Consider the following 15,270-nt stretch of genomic DNA (forward strand, 5'->3'; position numbering starts at 1 on the left):
AGTAGACACCAACCCATTCACCAAAGGACGACCATGCAAGACATCCTGGATCAACTGGAGAAAAAGCGTGCGCTGGCACGCCTGGGCGGCGGGCAAAAGCGCATCGATGCGCAGCACGCCAAGGGCAAGCTCACGGCGCGCGAGCGCATCGAGCTGCTGCTGGACGACGGCACGTTCGAGGAATGGGACATGTTCGTCGAGCACCGCTGCACCGACTTCGGCATGGAGGACAACAAGATCCCCGGCGACGGCGTGGTGACGGGCTACGGCATGATCAACGGCCGCCTGGTGTTCGTGTTCAGCCAGGACTTCACGGTGTTCGGCGGTGCTTTGAGCGAAACGCACGCCGAAAAGATCTGCAAGGTGATGGACCAGGCCATGAAGGTCGGCGCACCGGTCATCGGCCTCAACGACTCGGGCGGCGCGCGCATCCAGGAAGGCGTGGCCTCGCTGGGCGGTTATGCCGACGTGTTCCAGAAGAACGTGCTCGCCAGCGGCGTGATTCCGCAGATCAGCATGATCATGGGCCCGAGCGCCGGCGGCGCCGTGTACTCGCCCGCCATGACCGACTTCATCTTCATGGTGAAGGACAGCTCGTACATGTTCGTCACCGGCCCCGAAGTCGTGAAGACCGTGACGCACGAAGAAGTCACGGCCGAGGAACTGGGCGGCGCCGTGACGCACACCACCAAGAGCGGTGTGGCCGACATGGCGTTCGAGAACGACGTGGAGGCGCTGATGATGCTGCGCCGCCTGTACAACTACCTGCCCCTGAATAACCGGGAAAAGGCCCCGGTGCGCCCCAGCAACGACCCCGCCGACCGCATGGACCTGAGCCTGGACACCCTGGTGCCCGAGAACCCCAACAAGCCCTACGACATGAAGGAGCTGATCCTCAAGACCGTGGACGACGGGGATTTCTTTGAGCTGCAGCCCGAGTACGCCAAGAACATCCTCATCGGCTTCGCCCGCATGGAAGGCCAGACCGTGGGCATCGTGGCCAACCAGCCGCTGGTGCTGGCGGGCTGCCTGGACATCAAGAGCTCCATCAAGGCCGCGCGCTTCGTGCGGTTCTGTGACGCTTTCAATATCCCCGTGGTCACGTTTGTGGACGTGCCCGGCTTCATGCCCGGCACCAGCCAAGAATACGGCGGCATCATCAAGCACGGCGCCAAGCTGCTGTACGCGTATGCCGAGTGCACCGTACCCAAGATCACCGTCATCACCCGCAAGGCCTACGGCGGCGCGTACGACGTGATGAGCTCCAAGCACCTGCGCGGCGACGTGAATCTGGCCTGGCCCAACGCCGAGATCGCGGTGATGGGCGCCAAGGGTGCCGTGGAAATCATCTTCCGCGAAGACAAGAACGACCCCGTGAAGCTGGCCGCACGCGAGGCGGAATACAAACAGCGTTTTGCCAACCCGTTCGTGGCCGGCGCACGTGGCTTTATCGACGACGTGATCCTGCCGCACGAGACACGCAAGCGCATCTGCCGCTCGCTGGTGATGCTGCGGGACAAGAAGCTGGAAAACCCATGGCGCAAGCACGGCAACATCCCACTGTGAGCGGACAAGGAGCATAAGAACATGTTTACGAAAATCCTGATCGCCAACCGTGGCGAAATCGCGTGCCGCGTCATCGCTACCGCCCGCAAGATGGGCATCGCCACCGTCGCCGTCTACTCCGACGCCGACAAGGAAGCCCGCCACGTCAAGCTGGCCGACGAGGCCGTGCACATCGGCGCGGCGCCCAGCCGCGAGTCGTACCTGCTGGCCGACAAGATCATTGCCGCCTGCAAACAGACCGGCGCGCAGGCCGTGCACCCCGGCTACGGCTTCCTGTCGGAGAACGAAGCCTTCGCCAAGCGCTGCGAGGACGAAGGCATTGCCTTCATCGGCCCCAAGGCGCATTCGATCGCGGCCATGGGCGACAAGATCGCGTCCAAGAAGCTGGCCAACGAGGCCAAGGTCAACACCATCCCGGGCTACAACGACGCCATCGCGGGCCCCGAGCAGGCGGTGGAAATCGCCAAGGGCATCGGCTACCCCGTGATGATCAAGGCCTCGGCCGGGGGCGGCGGCAAGGGCCTGCGCGTGGCGTTCAACGACAAGGAAGCGTTTGAAGGCTTCACCAGCTGCCAGAACGAAGCCCGCAACAGCTTTGGCGACGACCGCATCTTCATCGAGAAGTTCGTGCAGGAGCCGCGCCACATCGAGATCCAGGTGCTGGGCGACAGCCACGGCAATGTGATCTACCTGAACGAGCGCGAATGCTCCATCCAGCGCCGCCACCAGAAGGTGATTGAAGAGGCTCCGTCGCCCTTCATCAGCGACGCCACCCGCAAGGCCATGGGCGAGCAGGCGGTGCAGCTGGCCAAGGCGGTCAAGTACCAGAGCGCGGGCACGGTGGAGTTCGTGGTCGGCAAGGACCAGGACTTCTACTTCCTCGAAATGAACACCCGCCTGCAGGTGGAGCACCCGGTGACGGAATGCATCACCGGCCTGGACCTGGTGGAGCTGATGATCCGCGTGGCCGCAGGCGAGAAGCTGCCGCTCGCGCAAGCCGACGTGAAGCGCGACGGCTGGGCCATCGAGTGCCGCATCAACGCCGAGGACCCGTTCCGCAACTTCCTGCCATCAACCGGCCGCCTGGTGCGTTTTCAGCCGCCGGAGCAGAGCATGTTCCAGGGCGACACCGACAAGAAGCTGGGCGTGCGCGTGGACACAGGGGTGTATGAGGGCGGCGAGATCCCGATGTACTACGACTCGATGATCGCCAAGCTCATCGTGCACGGCACCGACCGCGACCATGCGATCGCCAAGATGCGCGCGGCGCTCAACGGCTTCGTGATCCGGGGCATCAGCAGCAACATTCCGTTCCAGGCGGCCCTGCTGGCCCACCCTAAATTCGTGACCGGCGAGTTCAACACCGGCTTCATCGCCGAACATTACGGCAAGGGCTTCCACTCCGAGGACGTGCCACACGAGGACCCGCTGTTCCTGGTGGCGCTGGCCGCTTTCATGAACCGCCGCTACCGTGCGCGCGCCTCGGGCATCAGCGGCCAGCTGGCAGGGCACGAGGTGAAGGTGGGCGAGCAGTTCGTGGTGGTCACGCTGGGGGCCGAGGGGCAGAACGAGCACCACGCGGTCTCGGTCACCGACTTCCAGGACAAGTCGGGCTCCAGCGTGGTGGCCGTGGACGGCAAGAGCTACCAGATCAGCAGCGCCGCCACGCTGGGCCAGATCCGGGTGCAAGGCCAGTGCAATGGCGCCGGGTTTACCGCGCAGGTGGAGCGCGGCGTGGGCAAGAACCCGCTGGCCCTGCGCATCGCGCACAACGGCACGCAGATCGATGCGCTCGTGCTGTCACCCCTCGGTGCACGCTTGCACAAGCTGATGCCCTTCAAGGCGCCGCCGGACCTGTCCAGGTTCCTGCTTTCGCCCATGCCCGGCCTGCTGGTGGATGTGGCGGTGCAGCCCGGCCAGAAGGTGCAGGCCGGTGAAAAACTGGCCGTGATCGAGGCCATGAAGATGGAGAACATCCTCTTTGCCGCGCAGGATGGCGTAGTGGGCAAGGTGGTGGCGGGCAAGGGCGAGTCGCTGGCGGTGGACGACGTGATCATTGAGTTCCAGTGATGCCGCCGAGCGCCCCGGTCCGCGCAACACGCTGGCCTGGCCACACACCGCGATGACCGTGGTCTTGCGTGTGCTGCTCGGGCTGGCCGGCGCCGTGCTGCTGGTGGATGGCGCCGTGCTCATGGTCCTGGGGCACCTCGATCTGGGCACCATGCTGCCCGCCGCGTTGGGGGCGGTCTTCCTGGCCCTGGCCGCGTGGTGGACTCCGCTGGCGGGCTGGCGGCACCGTGGGCGGCGGCGCCAGCAGCTGTGGCGCGCGGGCTGGTGGGGCCTGGCGGCCTGGATGGCCAGCCTGGGGGTTTTCTGGGCCTTTCTGGAGAATGCCGGCATACCGCCTGCACAGGTGCCGCCCGTGCAGGCCATCGTGGTGCTGGGGGGCGGCATCCAGAACGGGCAACCCCGGCCGGCGCTGGCAGCACGGCTGGACACGGCGGCCGCGCTGGCCCGCCTGCAGCCCACCGCCCTGATCGCCGTGTGCGGCGGCGAGGTATGGGGTGAAACGCACACCGAAGCCGAGGTGATGGCCCGCTATCTGCAGCAGCGCCATGGCGTCGCCGCAGGGCGCCTGGTGCTGGAGGCGGAAAGCACCAGCACCGCGCTGAACCTGGCGCTGGGGCGCCCCCTGCTGCTGGCGCGTGGGGTGCCGGCCACGGCCCCGCTGGCCCTGGTGACCAGCGACTTCCACCTGCCGCGCGCCCTGCGCATCGCGCGACGCCATGGCTTCACGGCCATGGTGCCGGTGGCGGCGCCCACCCCCCTGGCCACGCGCTACAACGCGCGGCTGCGCGAATACTTCGCCACGCTGAGCAGCTGGGTGCTGCGCGAGGCATGAGGCCAAGCGGCCTTCTGCGCGGAATAGGCCGCGTGCGCTGTACGTAACTGCATTTATAGCTATCAATCAAGGAGCAAATCATGACGGCAAAAGAGCGGCCCTTCAAAGTCCTGGGCATTCAGCAGGTCGCCATCGGCGGCACGGACAAGGCACGCATGAAGACCCTGTGGGTGGACATGCTGGGCCTCACGCAGACGGGCACGTTCCAGAGCGAGCGCGAAAACGTGGATGAAGACATCCTCGCGATGGGGCGGGGCGCCTGGAAGGTGGAGGTGGACATCATGCAGCCGCTGGACATCGACAAGAAGCCCGCCGTGCACACCACGCCGCTCAACCACATCGGCCTGTGGATCGACGACCTGCCCATGGCGGTGGAATGGCTCACTGCTAAAGGCGTGCGCTTTGCGCCCGGCGGCATCCGCAAGGGCGCTGCGGGCTATGACATCACCTTCCTGCACCCCAAGAGCAACGACGAGTTTCCGATCGCTGGCGAAGGCGTCCTGATCGAGCTGGTGCAGGCGCCGGCCGAGGTGATCGCGGCGCTGGGCTGAACAACGGCTGGCTGCCGATGGTGCGGGGGCGACGGCATGCGCCAACGTCGCCCATCGTCAGGCGCCCCCGGGCCACGCGGGGCGGCAGATGGGCACAGATAGCGCCGCGTTGCGGTTGCATCGCGATGGTCGCGTTCCACCACGCGCCAACCTGCCGTCAAATGCGCTGAAAACCCCGTGTTCTGCGCACAAAAAACCAAGGACTTGGGGGCTGTTGGCGACGTACTTTTGTTGGCACTTTTTGTGACCCTTCGGCGTGCGTTTGTGCCTTTTTCTCCTCCAGAATCCGCCCACGTCGCCGCGCACCGGCCGGACCACCTCCTGGCCCAGGCCGCGCGCGCTGTGTAACCCCTGCCGATGGCGGCCCCGTGCCGCCATGGAGCAGATGACTTGAAGGGAACCGATCGCCATGACTTCCATGACCTCCGCCACCGCGGCCACCCAGACCGTTCAGCTGCATCGCCGGCCCGCGCCGCCAGCGCCGCAAGGCCCCTGGAGCGTGGACGCCATCCAGGCGCTGCTCGACAGGCCGCTGATGGACCTTCTTTTCGAAGCGCAGACGGTGCATCGCCAGCACTGGCCCGAGGGAGACATCGAACTGGCCACGCTGCTGTCGGTGAAGACCGGAGGCTGCCCCGAGAACTGTGGCTACTGCCCGCAGGCCGCCGAGTTCGACACCGGTGTGAAGGCCGACAAGCTGATGGAGGTGGACGAGGTGGTGCGGGCTGCCCAGGCCGCGAAGGACGCCGGCGCCACGCGGTTCTGCATGGGTGCGGCATGGCGCGCCCCGAAGGACCGGGACATCGAGAAGGTCAGCGCCCTGATCGGCGCCGTGAAGGGCCTGGGCCTGCAGACCTGCGCCACGCTGGGCATGCTCGAATCGCACCAGGCGCAGGCGCTCAAGGATGCGGGCCTGGACTACTACAACCACAACCTCGACACCGCGCCCGAGTACTACACCGACGTGGTCAGCACCCGCGCCTACCAGGATCGGCTCGACACCCTGCAGCACGTGCGCAGCGCGGGCATCAGCGTGTGCTGCGGCGGCATCGTGGGCATGGGCGAGGCGCCCGTGCACCGCGCGGGGCTCATCGCGCAGCTGGCCAACCTCAGCCCGTACCCCGAGTCCGTGCCCATCAACAGCCTGGTTCGCGTGCCGGGCACGCCGCTGGCCGACAGCGAGCCCATCGACCCGCTAGACTTCGTGCGCATGATCGCCGTCGCCCGCATCACCATGCCCAAGGCCCGCGTGCGCCTGTCCGCGGGGCGCCAGCAGATGGGCGAAGCCGTGCAGGCACTGTGTTTCCTGGCCGGGGCCAATTCGATCTTCTATGGCGACAAGCTGCTGGTGACGGGCAACCCGGATGTGGATGCCGACGTGCGGCTGCTCGCCAAGCTGGGACTGGACGGCCACCGGACGGCGGCGGTGGCAGCGCAGGAGGACGGTGGCAGCGCAGGAGGACGGTGGCAGCGTGCAATCTCCTTGCCACCACCCGCATGAAGAGGGCATCTGCGGCTAGGCGCCCTGGCCGCCTGGCACCAGGCGGTCTTCCTCGGTCAGGTCGCTGGCCATGCGGTCGATCTGGGCCTGCAGCGCGTGCTCTCCGTCGGCGAAACGCTGGGCAATGCGCCGGAACTCCTCGGAGAGCGACAGGAAGGCGTCCACCATGTCGGGATCGAAGTGGCTGCCCCGGCCGTCGCGGATGATCTCGACCGCGTGCTCGTGGGAGTAGGCGGGCTTGTAGACCCGCTCGGAGATGAGCGCGTCATACACGTCGGCCACCGCCATCAGCCGTGCCGACAGGGGAATGGTGTTGCCCACCAGCCCCTCGGGATAGCCTGAGCCGTCCCACTTTTCCTGGTGGCTGTAGGCGATCTCCTTGGCGTAGCGGAAGAAGGGGTTGTCCTGCGTGGTTTCGCTTTCGGCCGCCACGATGGCGTCGCGCCCCAGCGTGGTGTGGGTCTTCATGATCTCGAATTCTTCGGGCGTGAGCTTGCCCGGCTTGAGCAGGATGCGGTCGGGTATGCCCACCTTGCCGATGTCGTGCAGGGGGGCGGACTTGAAGATCACCTCGATGGCATCCTCCGTGAGCTCATCGCGAAAGCGCGGGTGGTTTTGCAGCTTGCGGGCCAGCGCTTCCACATAGTGTTGCGTGCGCCGGATGTGGTTGCCTGTCTCGTTGTCGCGCGTTTCCGCCAGCGATGCCATGGCACGGATGGTGGCGTCCTGCAGTTCGGCCAGGGCACGCGTGCGGTTGGCCACCTCCTGCTCCAGAAAGTGGTTGTGGTGGGCCAGCAGGTCCCGCGCGCGCTTGAGCTGCAGATGGTTGCGCACCCGGGCCATGGTGATGGCGGGGTTGACGGGCTTGGTGATGTAGTCCACGGCGCCCAGCTCCAGTCCCACCGTCTCGTCGTCGGTGGCGCTCATGGCCGTGAGGAAAATCACCGGGATGGCCTCGGTGTCGGGGTTGAACTGCAGGCGCCGCAGCACCTCGTAGCCGTCCATGTCCGGCATCATGATGTCCAGCAGGATCAGGTCGGGTTTTTCGGCCGCCACGATCTGCAGCGCGCGCTCGCCGCTGGGGGCCAGCTTGACCTTGTAGTCCGGCCGCAGGAGGTCGCTCATCAAGGAGAGATTGCCGGGCGTGTCATCCACAACCAGCACCGTGCATTTGCCGCCGCTTGATTCCAATGGACTATTCATGAACTGGGTCCTCCGTGTGTCGTGCGTCGGGAATCCACGCCTGGCGCAGCACCGCGAGTGCGTCGGCGAAGAGATAGTTGTCCAGCAGCCGCTTCATGTCGGCATAGGTGGCGGGCCCCAGCCGGGCCTGCAGGCTGGGGCCGGAGTCCCTGAACAGCTCCACGGCTTCCGAGTCGCTGTCCGCCAGCAAGGCGTCCAGGCGTGCCAGGAGGTCGCGGGCGTGCGCCGCATCCATGGGCGCGTGCGGTGACCCAGGGGGCGCGGCGGCCGCGCTGGTGGCGGCGTCGGGCTCGGGGGGCAGGGCTTCCTGCAGGGCCGTCACCAGCGTCTGGCAGGCGGCTTCCACCGGCTGCAGCAGGGCCTCCAGGGGGCCGGCCTGCGCGTTCTGCGCGATGGCCTGTTCCGCGGCATGCGCCAGTTCGGCCAGGCCCACCGCGCCAATGGTGCCTGCCGAGCCTTTCAGCGTGTGCATGGCGCGCCGAGCCGCCTGCGGCTGGCCTTCCGCCAGATGGGCGCGCGTCTCCTGCACGGCGTTGGCCTGGCCAACCACGAACTTGCGCAGCAGGCTTTCGTAGGCGGCGCGTTTGCCCAGCACCCGCCGCAGCCCGGCAGCCGTATGGAGGCCTTCGATGTGTGCCAGGGGGTCGGCTGCCGGCGCCATTGCCGCGGCGGGCGCATCCGCCGTGGGCCGCGCTGCAAGCGCTGCATCGCCGGTGCCCCCCGTGTGGGGCAGTGCAATCCACTGCCGCAGCGCGGCAAACAGGGCCTCCGGGTCGATGGGCTTGGCGATGTGGCCGTTCATGCCGGCGTCCAGGCACTGTTCGCGGTCGCCACTCATTGCGTTGGCCGTCATCGCCAGCACGGGCAGGCGCGCCCAGGCTGGGTTCTCACGCAGCCGGCGGGTGGCCGTGAGGCCGTCCATCACCGGCATCTGCATGTCCATGAGCACGATGTCGTAGGCGCCGCGGGCCAGCATGTCGAGCGCTTCCTGGCCGTTGGCGGCCGCATCCACCACCAGCCCGGCACTGGCCAGCAGTTCACGGCCCACCTGCTGGTTCAGGTCGTTGTCATCCACCAGCAGCACGCGCGCACCCCGGATCGAGTCCAGGCCTGCGCCCCGCGCCGGGGGCAGCATGCGCCGCGCTTCGTCCACCCGTTGTGTTCCGCCCAATGCCCGCATGGCGGCATCGAACAGCTGTGATGGGTTCACCGGCTTGGTCAGCATCAGCCCGACGCCCGTGCGGGTGAGTTCGTCCAGCACATCGTCGCGGCCATGCGCGGTGACGATGACGGGGCGGGGAGGGTGGGGCAGCCGTGCGAGCTGGCGGGCGGTTTCGAACCCGTCCATGCCGGGCATTTTCCAGTCCAGAAAGGCGATTTCACAGGGCCGCCCGGCCTCGCCGGCGGCGCGTGCCAGTTCCACGGCCTGGGCCCCTGAGCTGGCGAGTGTCACCGAAAAACTCATGCTGGACAGCAGCTCCGCGAGGATCTGCCGCGCCTGTTCGCTGTCGTCCACCACCAGCACCCGGCGCCCGCGCAGGTCGGGCTCCGGCAGCAGCGGGCGCTGGGTGGAGTCTCCCAGGCCGAGCCGCGCCGTGAACCAGAACGTGCTCCCCCGGCCGGGCAGGCTTTGCACGCCCACGTCCCCGCCCATCAGGCCGGCCAGCTTCTTGGAGATGGCCAGCCCCAGCCCGGTACCGCCGTACTTTCGCGTGGTGGAAGTGTCGGCCTGCTCGAAAGAGCGAAACAGCCTTGATTGCTGTTCCTCGGTGAGGCCAATGCCGGTGTCCTGCACCTCGAAGCGCAGCAGCACGCCCTGGGCATCCCGCGCCGCCTCGCGGACCCGCACGATGATCTCGCCCTCGTCCGTGAACTTGACCGCATTGTTGGCGTAGTTGACGAGGATCTGCCCCAGCCGCAGCGGATCTCCCCGCAGGTCGGCGGGCAGGTGCGAGTCCACGTCGAACATCAGCTCCAGGCCCTTGGCGGCGCATTTGTCGCTCAGCAGGTTGGCTACGTTGTCGAGCACGCCATGCAGGTCGAAATCCACCACCTCGACCTCGAGCTTGCCCGCCTCGATCTTGCTGAAATCCAGGATGTCGTTGATCAGGCCCAGCAGGTGCTGGCCCGACCGCTGGATCTTCTCGATGTAGTCGCGCTGGCGTGCGGTCAGCTCCGTTCCCAGGGCCAGATGGCTCATGCCGATCACGGCGTTCATGGGCGTGCGGATCTCATGGCTCATGTTGGCCAGGAAGTCGGATTTCATGCGCGATGCATCCTCGGCCTTGGCCTGGGCCACCACCAGTTCATCTTCGTGTTCCCGCAATGCCGCGTTGACCTGCTGCAGTTGCTCCGTGCGCTGGGCCACGCGGGCTTCCAGCGCCTCCTCGTTGCGCCTGAGGGCGTCCACCAGTTCGGCCTGTGCTGCCAGGGCGAGGGATCTGGCCTTTTCGCGCTTGAGAAACTGCCGGGCCATCGCGAACGCGAGCAGGAAGGTCAGGATGGCCTGGAATGCCGTCAACCCGGTGGTCAGCAGTGTCTGGCGCTTCACTTCCGCATTGCGCCGGTCGCCCAGCAGGGCCGAGATGCGCGATGCCTGCAGCGACAGTTCCTGGATGATGTCGCGAAGCCTGTTCAGCTCCACCCGCAAGAGCTTCATGTTCGCGTGGCGGGAGGCCGCGTCGACGCTCTGTCCAAAATGGCTGTCTCCCGCAGCGACAAAGTTCTGCAATGCGTCGAGGGCGTTGCCGTAGATGGGCTCTCCCTGCATCAGGGTGCGGGCGGTACCGCTCTCCAGTGCGCTGAAACGGCTCAGGAACAGGTCGTAGCGCAGCTCCAGGCGGTCGGGGGGCATGCTGGCGGGATCGATCTCGAACTGGTGCAGCGCGTGGTCGAGCTTCTCGTATTCGACACTGAGCTGCAGGAACGACCACAGCGCGTTGACGTCACCCCGGCGCATGACCGCTTCCACGCTGCGGTACTGGTGGTACTGCACGCCGGCGATCGCCACATACGCCACCACCAGGCCCGCAATGATCAGCCGCAGAAGGTGTTTGCTGCGCAGCATGGCGTGGTGCTGGGGATCAAGGGCCCAGGCGCTAGCGGATGCGCAGCACGTTCAGCTGCCAGGCCGCGCGGTTGTAGTACAGCTCGCTGCGCAATTCCGCCTTGGTATCGAACGGGTAGATGATGAAAAGCGGGCCTTTCTCGCGCACGCGCATGGGGCGGTTGTTCATGAGGCGGGCGATGATCACGTCGTGGCGCGTGGCGTCATCCACGGGAATCTCCGTCTTGTAGTCGTTCAGCGCCACGGCCGTGATGCTCGTCCCCTTCGCCCCGACCGCCGCCAGGACATCCCGCAGGAGCGGGCCGGTGAAGGAGACCGCGCTGGGATACCACGGCGTCTGGGTGGAGAAGCTGTGCTGGGGCAGCTTTTCCAGCATCGCCATGTCGAACTGGGCCTGCGAACCGTTGTTCGCCTGGCTGATCGCCCCCTCGATGGTGAGGACCACGGGACCCGTGGGCTTGTCCAGCGCATGGGTTGCGGGCCCTGCCAGCGCGAATCCGACCAGAACCGCCACTTTCACCCAGCAGGCAACGCAACGTGCCGCCGAAAACCTGGAGAGCATGTCGACCCCCTTTTTTGCAACAGTCTTACAGACTGTCGCTCAAAATGTAAACTGATTTGTGGCCGGTGCCTGTTGTTTCAGTGTGAGGTATCGTTTTTGGGCGGCCGCGGCACGCGCTGCACCCGCCGCCCGCGAGGCCCCCGGGCTGAAGGCGCGCTCTGAAGCATCAAAATCCGAAGGCGCTGCTGAAACCCGGGCCGGCGATGATGTCCCGCGCTGGCGCAGACTTGTTCCCTCGCAACCCATGACACCTGAATCGAAACCACAGCGATGACCATGCCCATCGACACCGCGAGCGACCTCGACCGACTTCGCCGCGCCTCCGACGCTGCCTGCCGCCTGATGAAAGTGCTGTCCAACCCCGACCGCCTTCTCCTCCTGTGCCAGCTCACGCAAGGCGAGAAAAGGGTGGGGGAGCTGGAAGCACTGGTGGGCGTTTCCCAGCCGACCCTGTCCCAGCAACTGGGCGTACTGCGCGAAGAACGCCTGGTGAACACGCGCCGGGAAGGGAAACACATCTACTATGAGATCGCCAGTCCGCAGGCCCTGGCGGTCTTGGACGTGCTGTTCGAGCAATTCTGCGCCGCCCCGCCAGGGGCTCCCTCCATCCCGCCGGGTTGACGGGCGCCTACCGCGTCCGGCGCAAAAAATGGTGTGCAAGGGGCCGCGGCACCGGCGCATATTCTCCGCGCAAAGCGCCTTCGCGTTGCTGGGAATACCCTCGTGGTGCATTGATCGCAATATCGTGACAAGCGGCAACGAGATGGGTAAAGTTGCCAGCAAGCCTTGTGCGCCGCAGCGGGCTATTGCGGCCCTTGGCACTGATCAATGAGGAAGCATCCGGCTCACGGCCGGCCTTGCTTCATTCTTCGCAACGCATGGCCAATTTCAGAGTCGAGGGTCCCCCTTTGAGTCGCAAATACCCGACGCCGTTGAACGAACTCGGTTGCGTCCCTTTCCCCGGCGGCAAAGGCTTTCTGCAATGAGTACCCATACAGTCGAAGGCACCCCCTTCGACACGGAGGTTCATCTGTCCGATGCCGACTACCAGCGGCTGGTGGAGCAGGTGCAAGCGGCCGTATTTGTGATTCGCAAGGGCAGATTCCTCTTCGTGAACCCCAAGCTCGTGGAGCTTTTCGGCTACACCAAGGAGGAAATGCTGGAAAGCATGGATCCCATGCTGCTGTGCGCGCCAGAGCACCGGGACATGGTGCGCGAGCAGGCCAATGCGCGGGTCGCCGGAGTCCCCGGCAATGCCTATGAGATCGAATGCCTGAGAAAGAATGGCGAGAAGTTCAATGCCCAGGTATGGGGCGTGCGGATCTTTCTGGGGGAGGAAGCGGCGGATCTGGTCACGCTGCACGATGTCAGCGCCATTCGAACGGCGACCCGCTACGCGCAGCAACGCGCTCAGTTGTTCAGCAATGCCGAGGAACTCGCCCGCATCGGCTCCGCCGAGATGGATCTGGTGTCAGGCACCGTCACCCTGTCGTCCGGCATGCACGCCATCTTCGGAATCCCCCAGACGGACGCTCCGGCCGGAAAGGACTGGCTGCTGGCCCGGGTTCCCGCTGTGGAACGGCCGTATGTGCAGGCGATCAGCGAAGGCGTGTCACCTGACGATGTCTGCGAGTTCCAGCACCGCATCGTTCATTCGGACGGCAGTTTGCGCACGGTGCTGCACCGCGTGCTGGCCGACGCCGACGACGAGGGCCGGGTGGTCAGGACGGTCACGCTCCTGCAGGACATCACGCTGCAGCGCGCGGCGGAGCAGCGGCTGGACAAGCTTGCGAACACGGACGAAGTGACCGGATTGCCCAACCGCAGCGCGTTGACGGAGTATCTTGATACGAGGATGCGCGAGGCGGCGCGGGAAGGGCGGCAGATTGCCGTCCTGAGCGTGGAGATCGACCGGCTCAAGCTCGTGAGTGAATCGCTGGGCTACGCGGCAGGGGACCAGCTGCTCATGGAGGTGGGAACGCGGCTGCAGCCCCAGGCGTTCGAGGATGACCTGCTGGCGCACTTTGGCAGTGGCGAGTTTTCGCTGGTGCTGGCGCGCGAGGGCAATGTGGACGAGCAGTTGGCGCGCACCGTCGCGGCCTCGCTGGTGGATGCGCTGTCGCTGCCCGTCGCGATTGGCGACAACGAAATCAAGGTGACGTGCGACATCGGAATATCCCTGTACCCGGCGCACGGCGAGGACCCGGAAAAGCTGCTTCAGCAGGCTCAGGCGGCCATGTACCGTGCCCATGAACTGGGCAAGAACCAGATCTGCGTGTTCAGCTCCGGCATGCACTCCAAGGCCATCTCCAGGCTCGCCATGGAGTCCGGGCTGCGCCGGGCCCTGGAGCGCAATGAGCTTGATCTGCACTATCAGCCCAAGCTGGAACTGGTCAGTGGAACCGTCATTGGCGCCGAGGCCTTCCTGGAGTGGAACTCCCCGGACGGCACCCTGATACCCAGGTCCAGCTATATACGCGTCGCCGAGGAAACCGGCCTTATCGTGCCCATCGGCGAATGGGTGCTTCGCGTTGCCTGCCGCCAGGCGCTGGAGTGGCAGCGTGCCGGGCACGCCAGCTTCCGGATTGCCGTCAACCTCTCGGCCCGCCAGCTCCAGCAGCCTGATCTGGTCCAGCGGATACAAAAGGTGCTCATTGAAACCGGCCTTGATCCCCGGCTGCTGGGACTGGAGATCACCGAAGGCGCCCTGATGGGCGAGAGCACGCGCATCGCGCGGATTCTGGGCGACCTGAAGGCGCTGGGCATCGAGATCTCGCTCGATGATTTCGGGACGGGCTATTCCAGCCTGAGCTACCTGCGCACACTGCCCATCGATGTCGTGAAGGTGGACCGTTCGTTCGTCCACGACGTCACGGCGGCATCGCAGGACGTGTCCATCACGCGCGCCATCATCAACATGGCGCACAGTCTGCAGATGAAGGTGTTGGCGGAAGGCGTGGAAACCGAAGGCCAGCTGGCGCTGCTCATCGCCAACCGCTGCGACCAGATGCAGGGTTTCTACTTCAGCGGACCCGTCTGCGCCGACGACATGAGCGCGTTGCTGAGCAAAGGCCAGGCGCTGCCGGAGCACCTGCTGCTGCGCCGCACCCACCGGCGCACGCTGCTGCTGGTCGATGACGAGGACAGCATCGTTTCGGCGCTGCGCAGGTTGTTGCGCCGCGATGGCTATCACATCGTGACCGCCAACAGCGGCGCGCAGGGCTTGCAGCGGATGGCCGAGAATTCGGTGGACGTGATCGTTTCGGATCAGCGCATGCCCGGCATGACGGGGGTGGAGTTTCTGCGCCGGGCCAAGGAGCTGTATCCCGACACCATCCGCATGGTTCTGTCCGGCTATACCGAACTGCAATCCATCACGGATGCCATCAATGAAGGGGCCATCTACAAGTTCCTCACCAAGCCCTGGGATGACGAGAGGCTTCGCAGCCACGTCGCGGAAGCGTTCTCCCAGAAGGAGATGGCGGATGAGAATCGGCGCCTGGCCAATGCGGTGCTCAGTGCCAACGAGGAGCTCAGCGCGGTCAATGACCGCCTGCAACAGCTGCTGGCGAACCAGCGGGAGCAGATCCACCGTGAAGAGAGTAGCCTGAGCGTTGCGCGGGAGGTGCTGGACAATATTCCGGCCGCCGTCATCGGGATCGACCTGGAAGGCATGGTGGCGTTTGTGAACGCGGATGCCGAAGCGCTGTTTGGCACCACGGCGGCTTTGCTCGGGCAGGACGCGGAGCAGGTCCTGCCGGAGGATCTTCGCAAGGTATGGCATTTCGCGGACCAGAGCTACCACGATGTCCAGGTTGCCGGCGGGGCGTTTCGCGTGGTGTGCAGATCGGTGGGAGGGGAAAATCATTCACGGGGGCGGCTGCTGGTCCTGGTTCCCAGCAGCGCGGCCTGACACCT

General features: G+C 65.9%; 10 protein-coding genes. 7 read left to right on the plus strand and 3 right to left on the minus strand.

All coding sequences use genetic code 11. The features are described from left to right. Positions 1 to 33: 33 nt before the first annotated feature. The 5 genes from AC1RVY_RS02390 to bioB all read left to right on the plus strand — a co-directional run bounded on the left by AC1RVY_RS02390 (position 34) and on the right by bioB (position 6,520). A complete protein-coding gene (locus AC1RVY_RS02390) occupies positions 34 to 1,566 on the plus strand; it encodes an acyl-CoA carboxylase subunit beta (RefSeq protein ID WP_056062687.1) in 1,533 nt (510 codons plus the stop codon). Between the two features lie 21 nt (positions 1,567 to 1,587). Then, a complete protein-coding gene (locus tag AC1RVY_RS02395) occupies positions 1,588 to 3,636 on the plus strand; it encodes an acetyl-CoA carboxylase biotin carboxylase subunit (RefSeq protein ID WP_218294995.1) in 2,049 nt (682 codons plus the stop codon). After that, complete coding sequence (locus AC1RVY_RS02400) at positions 3,623 to 4,468, plus strand: YdcF family protein (protein ID WP_370627709.1); 846 nt, start codon at positions 3,623 to 3,625, stop codon at positions 4,466 to 4,468. Before AC1RVY_RS02395 ends, AC1RVY_RS02400 begins: the two co-directional genes overlap by 14 nt. A gap of 80 nt (positions 4,469 to 4,548) precedes the next feature. Next, positions 4,549 to 5,019 (plus strand): VOC family protein, encoded by a 471-nt coding sequence (locus tag AC1RVY_RS02405; protein WP_218294996.1) that lies wholly within the window; start codon positions 4,549 to 4,551, stop codon positions 5,017 to 5,019. Between the two features lie 409 nt (positions 5,020 to 5,428). Next, complete coding sequence (gene bioB, locus AC1RVY_RS02410) at positions 5,429 to 6,520, plus strand: biotin synthase BioB (protein WP_492805124.1); 1,092 nt, start codon at positions 5,429 to 5,431, stop codon at positions 6,518 to 6,520. Positions 6,521 to 6,535: 15 nt separating this feature from the next. Here the strand turns inward: bioB and AC1RVY_RS02415 are convergent, their stop codons facing one another. Genes AC1RVY_RS02415 through AC1RVY_RS02425 form a run of 3 tightly spaced genes read right to left on the minus strand, consistent with a single transcriptional unit; the run spans position 6,536 to position 11,352 of the window. Beyond that, entirely contained in the window at positions 6,536 to 7,723 is a 1,188-nt protein-coding gene (locus AC1RVY_RS02415; RefSeq protein WP_218294998.1) for a response regulator, read from the minus strand. After that, the gene (locus tag AC1RVY_RS02420) at positions 7,716 to 10,790 is read right to left on the minus strand and encodes a hybrid sensor histidine kinase/response regulator (RefSeq protein WP_492805126.1); all 3,075 of its coding nucleotides are present in this window, start codon (positions 10,788 to 10,790) and stop codon (positions 7,716 to 7,718) included. The genes AC1RVY_RS02415 and AC1RVY_RS02420 overlap by 8 nt, the downstream gene beginning before the upstream one ends. Before the next feature lie 31 nt (positions 10,791 to 10,821). Continuing rightward, complete coding sequence (locus tag AC1RVY_RS02425) at positions 10,822 to 11,352, minus strand: putative pterin-binding protein (RefSeq protein WP_492805128.1); 531 nt, start codon at positions 11,350 to 11,352, stop codon at positions 10,822 to 10,824. Between the two features lie 276 nt (positions 11,353 to 11,628). On the opposite strand from AC1RVY_RS02425, the gene AC1RVY_RS02430 reads away from it, so the two are divergent. Together AC1RVY_RS02430 and AC1RVY_RS02435 are read left to right on the plus strand one after the other, a co-directional pair. After that, complete coding sequence (locus AC1RVY_RS02430) at positions 11,629 to 11,973, plus strand: ArsR/SmtB family transcription factor (protein WP_218295000.1); 345 nt, start codon at positions 11,629 to 11,631, stop codon at positions 11,971 to 11,973. A 325-nt stretch (positions 11,974 to 12,298) separates the two neighbouring features. Continuing rightward, the gene (locus AC1RVY_RS02435) at positions 12,299 to 15,265 is read left to right on the plus strand and encodes an EAL domain-containing protein (RefSeq protein ID WP_492805130.1); all 2,967 of its coding nucleotides are present in this window, start codon (positions 12,299 to 12,301) and stop codon (positions 15,263 to 15,265) included. Positions 15,266 to 15,270 lie beyond the last annotated feature (5 nt).

This window comes from Acidovorax sp. GW821-FHT11A03, assembly GCF_058809075.1.